13 protein-coding genes are annotated in these 13605 nt (G+C 69.9%); 7 read left to right on the forward strand and 6 right to left on the reverse strand.

The features are described from left to right. Window positions 1-46: 46 nt before the first annotated feature. From AC6CH0_RS01915 to AC6CH0_RS01925, 3 genes are all read right to left on the reverse strand, one after another. Window positions 47-442 carry a DUF7144 family membrane protein gene (locus tag AC6CH0_RS01915; protein WP_498097975.1) on the reverse strand — a complete coding sequence of 132 codons (396 nt, stop codon included), beginning with the start codon at window positions 440-442 and terminating at the stop codon, window positions 47-49. Next, window positions 439-852, reverse strand: coding sequence for a DUF7144 family membrane protein (locus AC6CH0_RS01920; RefSeq protein WP_498097976.1), 414 nt, complete (start codon window positions 850-852; stop codon window positions 439-441). Before AC6CH0_RS01920 ends, AC6CH0_RS01915 begins: the two co-directional genes overlap by 4 nt. 108 nt (window positions 853-960) lie before the next feature. Beyond that, window positions 961-1464, reverse strand: coding sequence for a MarR family winged helix-turn-helix transcriptional regulator (locus AC6CH0_RS01925; RefSeq protein WP_498097977.1), 504 nt, complete (start codon window positions 1462-1464; stop codon window positions 961-963). An 83-nt stretch (window positions 1465-1547) separates the two neighbouring features. Between AC6CH0_RS01925 and AC6CH0_RS01930 the strand changes: the two genes are divergently transcribed. Beyond that, a complete protein-coding gene (locus tag AC6CH0_RS01930) occupies window positions 1548-2171 on the forward strand; it encodes an NAD(P)H-dependent oxidoreductase (RefSeq protein WP_498097978.1) in 624 nt (207 codons plus the stop codon). A gap of 23 nt (window positions 2172-2194) precedes the next feature. On the opposite strand, the gene AC6CH0_RS01935 is transcribed toward AC6CH0_RS01930, so the two are convergent. The 3 genes from AC6CH0_RS01935 to AC6CH0_RS01945 all read right to left on the reverse strand — a co-directional run bounded on the left by AC6CH0_RS01935 (window position 2195) and on the right by AC6CH0_RS01945 (window position 7198). Beyond that, complete coding sequence (locus AC6CH0_RS01935; protein WP_498097979.1) at window positions 2195-4027, reverse strand: glycoside hydrolase family 3 protein; 1833 nt, start codon at window positions 4025-4027, stop codon at window positions 2195-2197. Window positions 4028-4161: 134 nt separating this feature from the next. Beyond that, window positions 4162-6201 carry a DNA helicase RecQ gene (recQ, locus tag AC6CH0_RS01940; RefSeq protein WP_498097980.1) on the reverse strand — a complete coding sequence of 680 codons (2040 nt, stop codon included), beginning with the start codon at window positions 6199-6201 and terminating at the stop codon, window positions 4162-4164. A 94-nt stretch (window positions 6202-6295) separates the two neighbouring features. Continuing rightward, entirely contained in the window at window positions 6296-7198 is a 903-nt protein-coding gene (locus AC6CH0_RS01945; protein WP_498097981.1) for a MurR/RpiR family transcriptional regulator, read from the reverse strand. Between the two features lie 88 nt (window positions 7199-7286). On the opposite strand from AC6CH0_RS01945, the gene AC6CH0_RS01950 reads away from it, so the two are divergent. From AC6CH0_RS01950 to AC6CH0_RS01975, 6 genes are read left to right on the forward strand one after another with little or no spacing between them, the layout of a single operon-like run. Next, the gene (locus AC6CH0_RS01950) at window positions 7287-8474 is read left to right on the forward strand and encodes a C45 family autoproteolytic acyltransferase/hydrolase (RefSeq protein WP_498097982.1); all 1188 of its coding nucleotides are present in this window, start codon (window positions 7287-7289) and stop codon (window positions 8472-8474) included. Next, the gene (locus AC6CH0_RS01955; RefSeq protein WP_498097983.1) at window positions 8471-10117 is read left to right on the forward strand and encodes an ABC transporter substrate-binding protein; all 1647 of its coding nucleotides are present in this window, start codon (window positions 8471-8473) and stop codon (window positions 10115-10117) included. The genes AC6CH0_RS01950 and AC6CH0_RS01955 overlap by 4 nt, the downstream gene beginning before the upstream one ends. Before the next feature lie 2 nt (window positions 10118-10119). Next, the gene (locus AC6CH0_RS01960; protein ID WP_498097984.1) at window positions 10120-11070 is read left to right on the forward strand and encodes an ABC transporter permease; all 951 of its coding nucleotides are present in this window, start codon (window positions 10120-10122) and stop codon (window positions 11068-11070) included. Continuing rightward, window positions 11067-11927, forward strand: a complete 861-nt coding sequence (locus AC6CH0_RS01965; RefSeq protein ID WP_498097985.1) for an ABC transporter permease — start codon at window positions 11067-11069, stop codon at window positions 11925-11927. Before AC6CH0_RS01960 ends, AC6CH0_RS01965 begins: the two co-directional genes overlap by 4 nt. Next, entirely contained in the window at window positions 11924-12712 is a 789-nt protein-coding gene (locus AC6CH0_RS01970; RefSeq protein ID WP_498097986.1) for an ABC transporter ATP-binding protein, read from the forward strand. Before AC6CH0_RS01965 ends, AC6CH0_RS01970 begins: the two co-directional genes overlap by 4 nt. Then, the gene (locus AC6CH0_RS01975) at window positions 12709-13566 is read left to right on the forward strand and encodes an ABC transporter ATP-binding protein (protein WP_498097987.1); all 858 of its coding nucleotides are present in this window, start codon (window positions 12709-12711) and stop codon (window positions 13564-13566) included. The genes AC6CH0_RS01970 and AC6CH0_RS01975 overlap by 4 nt, the downstream gene beginning before the upstream one ends. The last annotated feature ends 39 nt before the right edge of the window (window positions 13567-13605 follow it).

Consider the following 13605-nt stretch of genomic DNA (forward strand, 5'->3'; position numbering starts at 1 on the left):
GCGTTTCCGCGAGGCTCGCTTCCTCGAGCCAGCCGCGCGCGCGGTGTCAGCCGCGGAAGAACGCGTTCGCGCGACCCGTCCAGAGGAAGGCCAGCACGATCACGGCGATGGCGACGCTGAAGTACTCGCCGATCGCGCCGGCCGGATAGGCGATCGCGAGGAAGATCGAGGCCGCGATCGAGAGCACCTGGAAGACCGTTACGGCGATGCGAGCGCCGGGGCTGCCACGCAGGAGGCCTCCGGCCACGATGATGACGATCGCGCCGATGAGGATCGCGACGATCGCTGAGGTGATCAGCTGGCTCGCACCGCCGAACTGCTCGACGGTCGCGGCCACGCTCGTCTGGAAGAGCAGGATCGTGCCGCCGATGATGTCGAGGAGGCCCGAGATCCAGGTGAGCACCGCGATGAACGTGACGCCGCCCGGTCGCACGGCGCTCACACTGCGCTCCGGCTGCCGAAGAAGACGCTCGCCCGGTGCGTCCACAGCAACAGCACCACGACGAGCGAGACGACGATGCCGAGCCACTCGCCGACGGCACCGCCGAGATACGCGAAGGCCAGGAAGAGCGAGCCGATGATCGAGAGCACCTCGACCACGGTGATGACCAGCCGCGCGACCTCGTTGCCGCCGAGCAGCCCAGCGGCCAGCACGATCACGATGAGACCGAGCACGATCGAGCCGATGGCTGCGGCGTAGAGCGGCCCGGAGCCGCCCAGACCGTCGGCGACCGAAGTGACACCCGCTTGGAGGAGCAGGATCGTGCCCGACACGATGTCGAGGGCGCCGGCGATCCACGCGAGTATCGCGACGATCGTCACCCCTGCCGGACGAGTCGCTTGATCGGACATGTCGTACCCCCTTGCCCCTGGGCGCCGCCCTCGGCGCGCACTTGCGCCGATCGTAGCGTTCACCACGGCACGCCGTACAGCATCCGCGCTACAGCGAGGGCGATCTCGTCAGCGCGCGCCCTCGAGCCCGGCGGCCTGTTCCCCCTTCGCCGCGGGTGCAGCGGCGAGTGCTGCGGTCATCGCGCGAAGGGTCTGCACGGTGACCGCGAGGCCCTCGGAACCGGCTGCGCCGGCGACTTCGGCGACGACACCGGCGAAGACGCGGTCGCCGCGCTCGGCGAGCTGCCGGCCACTCGGCGTGAGACGAAGGAGCTTCTCGCGGCGCGAGTGCGGCGCCGGGAGGACGACGAGGTCGCCGGCGCGTTCGGCGGCCTCGACGTGGCGGCTGATGCTGCTCTTCGTGAATCCGAGGAGCTCGGCGACGTGCTGCTGATTCAGGTCGGCCTCGTGACCGCACAGGGTGCCGACGAGGGTGTAGCGCTGCACGGAGATGTCGAGGGCCGCCCGCAGCTCGCGGTCGAGGCGGCGTTCGAGCAAGGCGGTCATCTTGCGGCCGAGAGTCCAGAGCTCGACGACATCGGTGATCGAGACGGATGTTTCGGCATCGGACATGGAGCAAGTGTATCGAAATTCGCTCCCATTCATGACAGTTGCTAGTGTGACTGTTCCATCTGCAACTGTTTGAGGAGCCGCTGATGCATGCACTGATCGTCTTCGACCACCCGTACGGGGCGGACGCCGCCGACAACGTTCCGCACCGTCGAAGCTTCTCGGCGGCGCTGCTTGCCCGGGCTCGTGCGGGGCTCGAGACCGCCGGGCACACGATCGACGTGATCGACCTCGCGGCCGACGGCTTCACTCCCGCGCTCAGCGCCGACGACCTCCGTGCATGGCGCCAACGCTCCACGATCGACCCGCAGGTCGTCGACTACCAGCGCCGGCTCGCCGCGGCCGACCATCTCGTGTTCATCTTCCCGACCTGGTGGATGGCGATGCCCGCCGCCACCAAGGGGTTCCTCGATCGCGTACTCGTGCGAGGCTTCGCCTTCGAAGAGCCCGTGCCGGGGCGGGCACTCACCCGCCTCCTGACACGGCTCGACGGCGTCACGGTGCTCACACCCATGACGACCCCCGGCAGCATCTACCGGTGGTGGTTCGCCCGACCGGGACAGCGCATCCTCTTCCGCGGCACGTTCGGGCTCATCGGCATCCGGCGCCTGCGCTGGCTCTCGTTCCCCGAGACGAGTCGTCGCGGGCCCGAGGCTCGAGCGCGCATGCTCGACCGCACCCATCGCTACTTCGCCGCGTTGCGGGCCTGAGGAGCGAGAGGTCGGCCACTGCCTCAGTCGGCGTACCGCAGGCCGTGCCCGAAGCGGAACAGCGGGTCGGCCGTGTCGAACGGCACATCGGGACGGTTCGCCTCCACCGCCGCCATGCTGCTCGGCAGGTCGAACGGCAGCTTGCCCTGCGGCGCAGCAGCACCGGTCAGCACGTCGAGCAGAGCGCGAGGGCTCGCCCCCCAGTTGGCGGTCAGCCCGGCGAGCTCGTCGACGAACGGCGCGAGAATGGCCGGCCGGTCGAGGAACACGTCGACCACGGTCGGCACCGCAGCAGCCACCGCACGCACGTGCGCGATCTGCTGCGCCGTGAAGTCGAGCGAGCCCGAGTGGAAGAAGTTCTCGAAGAACGTCGGGCGCTCCTCGAAGGGCGCCGCGAGGCGCAGGATCGCGACATCGGCATCGGCCGGCGACTCCACGACCGCCCCGTACTCTCCCGCGATCTCGGGATCGACGCCCTCGACGTACAGTCGAAGGCCGCGAGCGAGCGGCAGCACGGGCCGCACCGCGCCCGAGGCATCCGACCGCTCGCGGTTCACCAGCAGCGTCATGGCTGCACGCTGCGCCGCCTCGCCCGCGGCGACGAACTCGGGCGAGCCGACGATGCGCTTCGCCCGCTCGACATCGACGTACGGCTGGTCGAAGAGCCCGAGCACGAACTTCTCGCGCAGCAGGCGCCGGGCAGAGACATCGAGGCGCTCCTCGGTGATCTCGCCCGATCGCACGAGCTCGACGAGCATGTCGGGTGCCGCCTCGCCGCCGAACTGGTCGACTCCCGCATCGATGACCTTCTTCATACGTTCGCGGGGCGTCAGGTGCTCGACGCCCCAGGCCCGGGCCGGGAACGGCGCGCCCATGATGGAGGAGTCGTTGATGAGCCCCCAGTCGGTGCAGACGATCCCGTCGAAGCCGTAGCGCTCGCGCAGCAGTCCGGTGATGACGGACTTGTTGAATCCGAAGCCGACCTCCTCGTACTCGGTGCCGACGGGCATTCCGTAGTACGGCATGATCTGGCTCGTGCCCGCCTCGAACGCCGCCTCGAACGGCTTCAGGTGCAGCTCGAACTCGCCGCCGGGGTAGACCTGCTCGCGGCCGTGCGCGAAGTGCGGGTCTTCGCCGTCTTTCTGGGGGCCGCCGCCCGGGAAGTGCTTCGTCATCGTCGCCACCGAGTCGGGGCCGAGCTCGACGCCCTGGAAGCCGCGGATGTAGGCGGCGCCGAGGCGCCCGGCGAGCTCGGGGTCTTCACCGAAGGTCTGCAGTGCGCGCGACCAGCGGGGTTCGGTCGCGAGGTCGATCTGCGGATGCAGCGCCACGCGGATGCCGACGGCCGTGTACTCCTGCCGCGCGATGTCGCCGAATCGCTCGACGAGCGCCTCATCGCCGATGGCGGCGAGGCCCATGGTCTCGGGCCAGACCGAGAACGACCCCGCGAGCATGCCTGCAAGCGGGTTGTCGGTGTAGGAGTGTCGCGGGTCGGTCGACACGGTCACGGGAATGCCGAGCCGGGTCGCGGCCGCGAGCTCCTGCAGGCGGTTGTGCCACTCGGCGATGAGCTCGGGCGTGGGCGGCGCCTGCAGCACGTTGAAGTGGTTCAGCAGGCGGCCCGAGACGTACTCCTCGGTCGACGGCAGCCCGAAGGTCGGGTCCCCCGCGGAGAGCGTGCCATCGTCGCCCGTGCCGATCATGGTCTGGAAGAAGAGACCCGCCTTCTCGTCGAGCGTCATCTGGCCGAGGAGGATCTCGACGCGTTCGGCGGTCGGCAGGCTCGCGTCGCGATAGCGCAGGTCGAGGTCATCGGATGCCGCGGCATCCGTCTCGCGGTTCGACTGATCGGTCATGCCAGCACTCCTTCATGCTCGGGTGGGGCCGCAAGCGGCATCGGTTCGATCATAAACCGAATGTCGCTTGGTTTTCGACCGTTACGAGTTTCCCGGCTCGAGGCGCCGTGTCAGTGCTCGACGAGTCGAAGCGATCAGGCGCCGACGACGGAGAGGAGCGCCTGCCCGTAGGCCTCGCGCTTCTTGGCGCCGATGCCCGTGATGCCATCGAGTTCATCGAGGCTCGTCGGGCGGGCGACCGCGACGGCGCGCAGCGTGGCGTCGCCGAACACGATGTACGCGGGGACACCTTGCTCTTTCGCCTCACCGGCGCGCCATGAGCGCAGTTGCTCGAACAACTCGGCCTGCGCCGGCTCGAGGTCGGCGGCGGCCGTCGCCGCCCTCGGGCCACGCGAGCGCGTCGCTCGCTCTGGCTCGGTGCGAAGCATCACGGCCCGAGTGCCCGACAGCACCTCGGCCGACGCCTCCGTCACGGTGAGCGTGCCGTACTCGCCGTGAGTCGCGAGCAGGCCCTGGGCGAGCAGTTGGCGCACGACGCCGCGCCACTGCTGATCGCTGAGATCTTGGCCGATGCTCCACGTGGCGAGCGCATCGTGGCCGTACTGGCGCACGCGCGGCGTCTCTTTACCGCGGAGGATGTCGATGAGGTGGCCGGCGCCGAACTTCTGCCGTCGTTCGCGCTGCAGCCGCACGATCGTCGACATCAGCTTCTGGGCCGGCACCGTGCCGTCCCACGAGGCGGGCGGCTCGAGGCAGGTGTCGCAGTTGCCGCACGGCTCGCTCGGCTGACCGAAGTAGCCGAGCAGGTTCTGGCGGCGGCACTGCACGGTCTCGCAGAGGGCGAGCATCGCCTCGAGGTGCTGCGACAGCCGGCGCCGATGCGCGAGGTCACCCGGACTCTCGTCGATCATGCGGCGCTGCTGCACGACGTCTTGCAGGCCGTACGCGAGCCACGCCGTGGCAGGCGCGCCGTCGCGGCCCGCTCGGCCCGTCTCCTGGTAGTAGCCCTCGACCGACTTCGGCAGGTCGACGTGCGCGACGAAGCGCACGTCGGGCTTGTCGATGCCCATGCCGAAGGCGATCGTCGCCACGACGACGACCCCGTCTTCGCGCAGGAACCGCTCCTGCGTGCGGCGGCGAAGGCCCGCGTCGAGGCCCGCGTGGTAGGGCAGCGCGTTGACGCCGTGCTCGGCGAGGTACCCCGCGATCTTCTCGGTGCTCGCTCGCGACAGGGCGTAGACGATGCCGGCGACGGGGTTGCCCGCGGCATCCCGGCCTTCGGTGCGGATGAACTCGAGCAGTTGCTTGCGCACCTCGAGCTTCGAGTCGATGCGGTACTGGATGTTGGGCCGGTCGAAGCTCGAGACGAAGTGCTTCGCCCCCACGAGGCTCAGGCGTTCGGTGATCTCGCGGTGCGTGGCCTCGGTCGCCGTGGCGGTGAGGGCGATGCGGGGCACGTCGGGCCAGCGCTCGGCGAGCTCGGAGAGCGCGAGGTAGTCGGGGCGGAAGTCGTGGCCCCATTGGGCGACGCAGTGCGCCTCGTCGATTGCGAAGAGGGCGACGGTGCCCTGGGCGAGGAACCGCTTGGTCGCTTCGCTGCCGAGTCGCTCGGGTGCGACGTAGAGCAGGTCGAGTTCGCCGGCGAGGTAGGCGCGCTCGACCTCTGCACGCTCGTGCGACTGCTGGCTCGAGTTCAGGTAGGCGGCGCGGACGCCGTTGCGCACGAGGGCGTCGACCTGATCGTGCATGAGGGCGATGAGCGGGGAGACGACGATGCCGGTGCCCTCGCGGAGGAGCGAGGGAATCTGGTAGCAGAGGCTCTTGCCGCGGCCGGTCGGCATGAGCACCACGGCGTCGCCCCCGGCCGCGAGCTGAGCGATGATCTCGGCCTGCTCGCCGCGAAAACTGTCGTAGCCGAAGACGGTGTGCAGCGCCTCGACCGCGGAGCCGAATCGTGCCGGAGCCGCGGCTCGAGCCGCACCGGTGGCCGAACCGATGCCCGTTGCACCGGCCGCATTCACAGCCGCGAACGCAGGCTGACGACCGCCCCCGCCGGCGGGCACGGACAACGCCGGGTCTGCGGGCGGCGCCCATTCGTCGTCGGGCGGGGGCGCCTGTTCGTCGGGATCCCACGGGACCTCATCGGCCCAATCGGGTTCCGCGTTCCAGCTCATCCGTCGAGTGTAACGAGCGCTCCCGACCTCACGGCGCGATCGGCGTGCTTCCGATGCGCACTGCGAGACGACGGCCCTGTGGAGGGCGAGCGGCTCAGTACCCCAACCGCGCGCGGAGCACGGTGAGGGCGTGCGAGGTCTCGACCGCGAGGTCCGGCGCGAGCGCCGAGACCGACTGCGCCAGCACGTCGGCGACGAGGATCGAGGTCAGCACCTCGGCAGTCAGCCCGGTGGGCGTGTGCGGCGCGGTGAGCGTGACGGCGACCCGCGGCGCGAGTCGCTCACGCAGTTCGTCGGTGACGAGCACGGTGTGCGCGCCGACTTCACGCGCACGCCCGACGATCGCCTCGAGTTCGGAATTCACGCGCCCGGGTGCGAAGAGCACCACGACATCGCCGCTCCGGAGCGGCAGCAGTGCATCGGCCAGCCGGAACCCGTCGGCGTCGAGGTGCCTGGCCGATCGGCCGGCGCGCCCGAGTCGCAGGCAGAGGTGGGTGGCGGCGACGGCCGAGGCGCCGACACCGTAGGCGTAGACCTGGCCCGCGCGGGCGATGAGCGAGGCGGCCGCGGTGACGTCGTCGACCGAAAGCGCCCGCCGGGCGAGTTCGACCTGATCGCGCGCCTCGTCCCAGACACTCGCGGCGATGCGGCCGGTGTCCTCGCCCGCGTGGTCGAGCCGTTGCCGGACACGCTCCTCAGGCGAGACCGCCTCAGTGAAGGGCGCGGCGACCTGGCGTTTCAGGTCCGCGAGGCCCGCGTACTCCAGCTTCTGCAGCGTTCGGATGACCGTGGCGTTGCTCGTGCCCGTCTCGGCCCCGAGCTCGGCCGCCGTCGCGAAGAGCAGGCGTTCGGCCGGGCTGCCGGCGAGCAGGCCGCCAACGGCCTGCTCCGCCTTGGACATCTTCTCCCAGGCGCCACGCACGCGACTTCGCAGTTCGATCACGCCGGGATTGCGCGTATCGGTTGTTACAGATTGCAGGTCGTGTGTATCATTCATTCCACGAGCATCCTATCTCGTAACGATCATTCCAACGAAGACGCCGGTGATCCACATGCTAACCGGCGCAGAGAGAACGCCGCCGGACATGAGCACCACCATCCGCACGATCGAGATCAGCGGCGCCCCATTCGAACGGGGCGCGCAGTACGGCGAGGCCGCCGCCGATCTCATCTCGTCGGCCGTCGAGTACTACGAGGCGGCGTTCGGTCAGCAGGCCGGCCTCACCTGGTCGGCCGTTCGAGATCAGGCCGCGAACTGGCTGCCCTCCTGTCGCGACGCGGCTCCCGACGTCGTGCGAGAGCTCGAAGGCGTCGCCGCCGGCAGCGGGCGCGACCTGCTCGACCTGATGGCCTTGAACCTGCGCGGCGAGATCATCTACGACCAGGGCTCCACCCGCACCCGGCCGATCGACCCCGAGGAGGAGCGCGACTCGAGTGACGGCTGCACGAGCTTCTCCATCACCGGCGCGGCAGCCGGCGACGGTCACAGCTACGCCGGCCAGAACTGGGACTGGCGCGCCGGCACGCAGCACACCGTCGTCATCGTGCGGGTCGTGCAAGACCCACTGCCAACGCTCATCATGCAACTCGAAGCGGGCCAGATCGGCCGGCACGGTGTGAACTCCGCGGGCCTCGCGCTGAACGCCAACGGGCTCGGCGGTCGCTTCGACGCCTCGGTCGGGCTCCCCCAGACCTTCATTCGGCGCATGACGCTGAACCAGAGCGAACTGCCCGACGCGATCAACACCCTCGTGCGCACGAACGCCCACATCTCGAGCAACGCCCTGCTCACCGACCGCTCCGGCTTCTCGATCGACCTCGAGATCACGCCGACCGGCATCGACTGGGTCTACCCCGACGACGGCCTGCTCGTGCACGGCAACCACTACCAAGCGTCTGTGCCCCCGCAGCTCGCGGGCCACTACCGGCCGGTCTCGGCCGACTCGCTCTTCCGCGTGCCGCAGGCGCAATCCGGCCTCGAGCGGGTGCGTCACGCGAACGGCCGCGACGAGACCCTCGCCGGCATCCGCACCGCGATGAGCGATCACCTCGGCTACCCCGAATCCGTCTGCACCCACCCCGACGAACGACGTCCGGCGGTGCGGCAATGGTCGACGCTCCTCTCCAGTTGCGTCGACCTCACGACCGGCGACTACTTCGTCACGAACGGAACGCCGTGCGACCACCCATATGAGATCCTGCCCTGGAACGCCTTCGACGGACCGGGCTCGCGCTTCACCACCCCCACCCTGCCAATGGAGGCACACCGATGAACACCAGCCACCGACCCCGACGAGCCGCCTGGCTCGCGATCGCCGCGGGCGCGGCCATCGCACTCACCGGATGCACCGCCGACGGCTCCGGCCCATCGGCCGCCCCGGTCGCCGACATCCCGTTCGGAGCCACGACGCCCGCGGCATCCGGCCCCGTCGACTCCGTCACCTGGATGCTCCCGGCCGAGCCGGCGACCTTCGACTTCGACATCGACAGCGGCGCCGCTGAGAACACCGTCTTCGCGAACGTCTGCGAGCGGCTGATGGCCGTGCAGCCCGACCTGACCACGGTGCCCCACCTCGCCGAGAGCGCCGAGTGGGTCGACGACACGCACGTCGTGTTCACGATCCGCACCGATGCGACCTTCCACGACGGCAGTCCGGTCACCGCCGACGACGTGCTCTGGAGCATGCAGCGCCACGCCGCAGAGGGCGCCGACGAATCCGACGAGTACGCGAACGTCACCGCGATGGAGAAGACCGGCGCCAACGAGATCACGGTCACGCTCGCGCAGCGCGACGCCATCTTCATCCAGGCGATGGCGGGCAACGGCGGCATGGTGCTGAACCCGCGCGTCGTCGAGGCGCAGGGTGAGGACTTCGGCGCCCCGGGAACGCCCGACGCATGCTCGGGGCCGTACACGCTCGGCGAGTGGAAGCCCGGCACGAGCCTCACGATCGAGAAGACCGAGGACTACTGGGATGCCTCGCGCGAGGTGCTCGCCTCCGAGGTCGTGTTCCGGTGGGCCGACCAGTCGGCCGTGGTCAACGCGCTGACCGCCGGCGAGGCGGACGGCTCCTACCTCGACTCGCCCGCCTCGGCGATCCCCCTGCAGTCGGTCGACGCCGTCTCACTCGCACAGGGTCCGTCGACGAACGCCTGGGTGCTGCTCGCGACCGAGCGCGGCGCGCTCGCCGACGAGCGCATCCGCCAGGCACTGTCGCTGGCACTCGACCGTGCCGGCATTGCGAAGGCGGCGTTCGGCGACCTTGCGGAGCCCTCGAAGACGCCGATCGGCTCGGGTGCGTGGGGCTACGAGCGTGGCGCCTTCGAGGCCGCCTACGAGGAGCTCGAGGGTGCACCGGCGAGCCCGAGCGCGACCGACCTCGACGAAGCGAAGCGACTCGTGGCCGAGGCCGGGGCGCCGACCGATCCCATCGTGATCGCGAGCGACGGCGGCTCCGTGCGCAACGTCGTCTCCAACGCGCTCGTCGCGGCTGCCAAGAGCATCGGCCTCGAGGCGGAGATCGCCACGATCCCGTCCGCCCAGTACGGCGACTTCTACTCGGACGCCGACGTCCGCGGCCAGGCCGACCTCTTCTCCGACGAGTACTACATCTCGAAGAACGACCCCGTCGGCTTCTACAAGAACGGCGCATCCACCGCCTCGGTCAACTTCGTCGGCTTCGACGACCCCGAGTACGACGAGCTCGTCACCCAGGCCTTCGCGGCGACGGATGACACGGAGCGCGCCGAGCTCGCGATCGAGCTGCAGCGCCGCTGGGTCGAGGCGACGCCGTGGCTGCCCGTCACGCAGAGCCCGTCGACGGTCGCATACTCGTCGACGCTCACCGGTCTGCCGTCATCAGCCGCGTACCTCTACTACCCCTGGGCCGCCGACCTCGGCTCCTCGCAGGGCTGAGCATGACGACGGCGCTCAGGCGGCTCGCGGGCATGGCCGTGACGTTGGTGGTGGCATCGTTCATCATCTTCGCGGCCATGTACGCGGCGCCCGGCGACCCGGTGACCTTCCTCATCGGCAACCCGGAGAACCTCACGCCCGAGCGCATCGCCGCCGTGCGGGCCGAGTACCACCTCGACGAGCCGCTGTTCGTGCAGTACTGGCTCTGGCTGAGCGGCGCCGTCACGGGTGACCTCGGCACCTCGTTCCAGTACCACCAGCCCGTCGCGGCGATCATGTCGAGTCGGCTCCCCGCCACCCTGTCGCTCGTCGCCTACGCGGCCGTGCTGTTCACCGTCGCCGGTGTCGGCCTCGGCGTGTGGGCGGCGGTGCGACGGGGTCGGGTCGCCGACTCGGCGGTCGTCGGGGCGACGACGCTCGCGGCATCCGTACCCTCGTTCGTGGTCGGCATCGTGCTCGTCTCGTTCTTCTCGGTGCAGCTCGGCTGGTTCCCGGTGACGGGGGCCGGTGAAGGCTTCGCCGATCGGCTGCACCACCTCACGCTGCCCGCGATCGCCCTGTCGGTCGGGGCGCTCGCGATCGTCAGCCGAGTGACCCGGCAGACGATGGTCGAGCAGTTCGACTCCGAACACGTGGAAGCGGCGCGGAGCACGGGCCTCGCCGAGCGACTCGTCGTGCTGCGACACGTGCTGCGAAACGCGTGGGGGCCGATCATCACGATGATCGCACTCGTCATCGCGAGCATGCTCGCTGGCACCGTCGTCGTCGAGAGCGTCTTCGGCATCAGCGGCATCGGCTCGCTGCTCGTCGATGCGATCAATACGCACGACTTCCCGATCGTGCAGGCGGTGCTGCTCTACATGGTCGTCGCCTACATGGTCGTGACGACACTCGTCGACCTCCTCCTGCCACTGCTCGACCCGCGGATCGGAAGCCGGGTGAAGACCTCATGACCACCACCACCACGGCAGACGCCCTGCTGACCCGCACCGGGCTCGGCCGACGACGACACGACCCGCTCTTCTGGATCTCGACCGGGTTCCTCGCCCTCGTGGTGCTCGTGGCCGCGTTCGCCCCGCTCATCGCTCCCTACGACCCCGAGGCCATCGACTTCACGGCCATCTGGGCGTCACCGAGCCTCGCGCACCCGCTCGGCACCGACCAGCTCGGCCGCGACCTGCTCTCGCGCCTGTTGCTCGGCACACGGGAGAGCCTGATCGGCCCGTTCCTGCTGCTCGTCGGCGCCACGGTGCTCGGCGTCGCGATCGGCATCGTCGCCGCGTGGAACGGCGGCTGGATCGACGTGCTGCTCGCACGCATCACCGACGTCATGTTCGCCTTTCCGGGCCTGCTCTTCGTGGTGCTCGTCATCGCCGTGTTCGGCGAGGGGCCCGCCACGGCGGTCGTCGCTCTCGCTCTGGCCTACGCCCCGGTGATCGCGAAGTTCACGAGGAGCATCGCCCTCTCGGAGCTCGCCCGGCCCTACGTCGACGCGTATCGCGTACAGGGCGTGGGCGGCGGGGCGATCGCTGCGCGATACGTCGTGCCGAACATGACGCCCGCGCTGCTCGGCTACCTCGTCGTGCTGTTCGGCGAAGGCCTCATGGGCCTCGCGACCCTCAGCTACCTCGGCTTCGGCGCGCAACCGCCGAGCTCGGAATGGGGCCTCATGGTGCAGGAAGGACAGGACGGCATCGTGCTCGGCCATTTCGGACCCACGCTCGTGCCCGGACTCGCGATCTCGGCAGTGGTCGTCGCGGTGAACATCGTCGGAGTTCGCCTGTCGGAGCGGATGGGGGCCCGCGGATGACCGCGGTGCTGCTCGACATCGTCGATCTCTCGCTCCGCTACGGAGACATCCGGATCCTCGATCAGGTCAGCCTGCGCGTGCACGCCGGGGAAACCGTGGGGCTGGTCGGCGAGTCGGGATCCGGCAAGTCGAGCACGGTTCGCGCGGCGCTCCGCCTGCTGCCATCGACCGCGCAGCTCGGCGGCAGCGTGCGGGTCGGAGGGCGCGACGTGCTCGGTGCGGATGCGCGCGAACTCCGCGACATCCGCTCGACCGAGGTCGCCCTGATCCAGCAGGACCCGCGCGGCGCGCTGAACCCGGTGCGGCGCATCGGCGACTCGCTCACGGAGCGCCTCGTGCTCGTGCACGGCGTCGGCCGGGCCGAAGCGAAGCGCCGCGGACTCGAGCTGCTCGAGGCTGTGGGCATCTCCCGACCCGAGCTTCGGTTCCGCCAGTACCCGCACGAGCTGTCGGGCGGCATGCTGCAGCGGGTCGTGATCGCGGCCGCGCTCAGCACGACGCCGAAGCTGCTGCTCGCCGACGAGGCGACGAGCGCTCTCGACGTCACGACGCAGGCCGAGGTGCTCGCGATCCTCCGCGACCTGCAGCGCGAGCGCGGGCTCGGCATGCTCTTCATCACCCACGACCTGCACCTCGCGGCGGCGTACTGCGATCGGGTGTACGTGATGCTCCGCGGCGAGATCGTCGAGGAGCTGCAGGGCGCCGACCTGTTCGCGGGAGCGAACGAGACGTACACGCGATCGTTGCTCGACGCCGTGCCGACGATCAGGGGGCACCACGCATGAACGCCGTCACCACGCCACTCGTCGTCGCCGAAGCGCTGCGTCGAACGTTCCAGCCGGCACGCGCCGCCGACCCGGTGGTCGCGGTCGACGACGTCTCGTTCGCCATCTCGGCCGGCGAATCGCTCGGTCTCGTCGGAGAATCGGGCTCCGGCAAGTCGACCATCGCTCGCATCCTCGCCGGCCTCGAGCGAGCGGATGCCGGGAGCCTCACGGTCGACGGCCGGGACCGGCTCGTTCACGGCCGCGGGCGGCGATCCCGGCTGGAGCGCGCACGTCAGGTGCAGATGGTCTTCCAGGACCCGTACGGGTCGCTCGATCGTCGTCTCACCGTCGAGCAGACGCTCGTGCACGCCATGCGGCTCCACGGACTGGCGGCGCGCACGGACGTGAGGGCGCGCGTCGCGGAGTCGCTCGACCGGGTGAGACTGGCCTCGACCCACGGGTCGCTGAAGCCGCACCAGTTGAGCGGTGGGCAGCGACAGCGGGTTGCGATCGCGAGGGCCATCGCAGTGTCACCATCGGTGCTCGTGCTCGACGAGGCGGTGTCGGCCCTCGACGTCTCGGTGCAGGCGCAGATCCTCGAGCTGCTCGGGGAGATCCGCCGCGACTCCGGCATCGCACTGCTCTTCGTCAGTCACGATCTCGCGGTCGTCGACGAGGTGGCCGATCGCACGCTCGTGTTGTTCCACGGCCGGGTGGTCGAGCACGGTGTGACGCGCGAGGTGCTCCGATCTCCGCAACATGCCTACACGCGACTCCTCGTCTCGTCGGTGGCCGGCCCCGGTTGGGATCCGCACGAGGTCATCGAGCGACGTGCCGCGTTCGAGCGAGGGCTGCACGTGCCGATGCGCTGACGTCGAGCAGGCGGAACGCCGAACGGGGTGACGGTCGGA

Source organism: Agromyces sp. GQ35 (assembly GCF_059758475.1).

Bases quoted from the DNA above. Each gene is read 5' to 3' on its own strand.
- AC6CH0_RS01955 (WP_498097983.1), top strand. From the start codon at position 8,471: ATGAACACCAGCCACCGACCCCGACGAGCCGCCTGGCTCGCGATCGCC.
- AC6CH0_RS01970 (WP_498097986.1), top strand. From the start codon at position 11,924: ATGACCGCGGTGCTGCTCGACATCGTCGATCTCTCGCTCCGCTACGGA.
- AC6CH0_RS01920 (WP_498097976.1), bottom strand. From the start codon at position 852: ATGTCCGATCAAGCGACTCGTCCGGCAGGGGTGACGATCGTCGCGATA.
- AC6CH0_RS01950 (WP_498097982.1), top strand. From the start codon at position 7,287: ATGAGCACCACCATCCGCACGATCGAGATCAGCGGCGCCCCATTCGAA.
- AC6CH0_RS01975 (WP_498097987.1), top strand. From the start codon at position 12,709: ATGAACGCCGTCACCACGCCACTCGTCGTCGCCGAAGCGCTGCGTCGA.
- recQ (WP_498097980.1), bottom strand. From the start codon at position 6,201: ATGAGCTGGAACGCGGAACCCGATTGGGCCGATGAGGTCCCGTGGGAT.
- AC6CH0_RS01935 (WP_498097979.1), bottom strand. From the start codon at position 4,027: ATGACCGATCAGTCGAACCGCGAGACGGATGCCGCGGCATCCGATGAC.
- AC6CH0_RS01965 (WP_498097985.1), top strand. From the start codon at position 11,067: ATGACCACCACCACCACGGCAGACGCCCTGCTGACCCGCACCGGGCTC.
- AC6CH0_RS01945 (WP_498097981.1), bottom strand. From the start codon at position 7,198: ATGAATGATACACACGACCTGCAATCTGTAACAACCGATACGCGCAAT.
- AC6CH0_RS01960 (WP_498097984.1), top strand. From the start codon at position 10,120: ATGACGACGGCGCTCAGGCGGCTCGCGGGCATGGCCGTGACGTTGGTG.
- AC6CH0_RS01930 (WP_498097978.1), top strand. From the start codon at position 1,548: ATGCATGCACTGATCGTCTTCGACCACCCGTACGGGGCGGACGCCGCC.
- AC6CH0_RS01925 (WP_498097977.1), bottom strand. From the start codon at position 1,464: ATGTCCGATGCCGAAACATCCGTCTCGATCACCGATGTCGTCGAGCTC.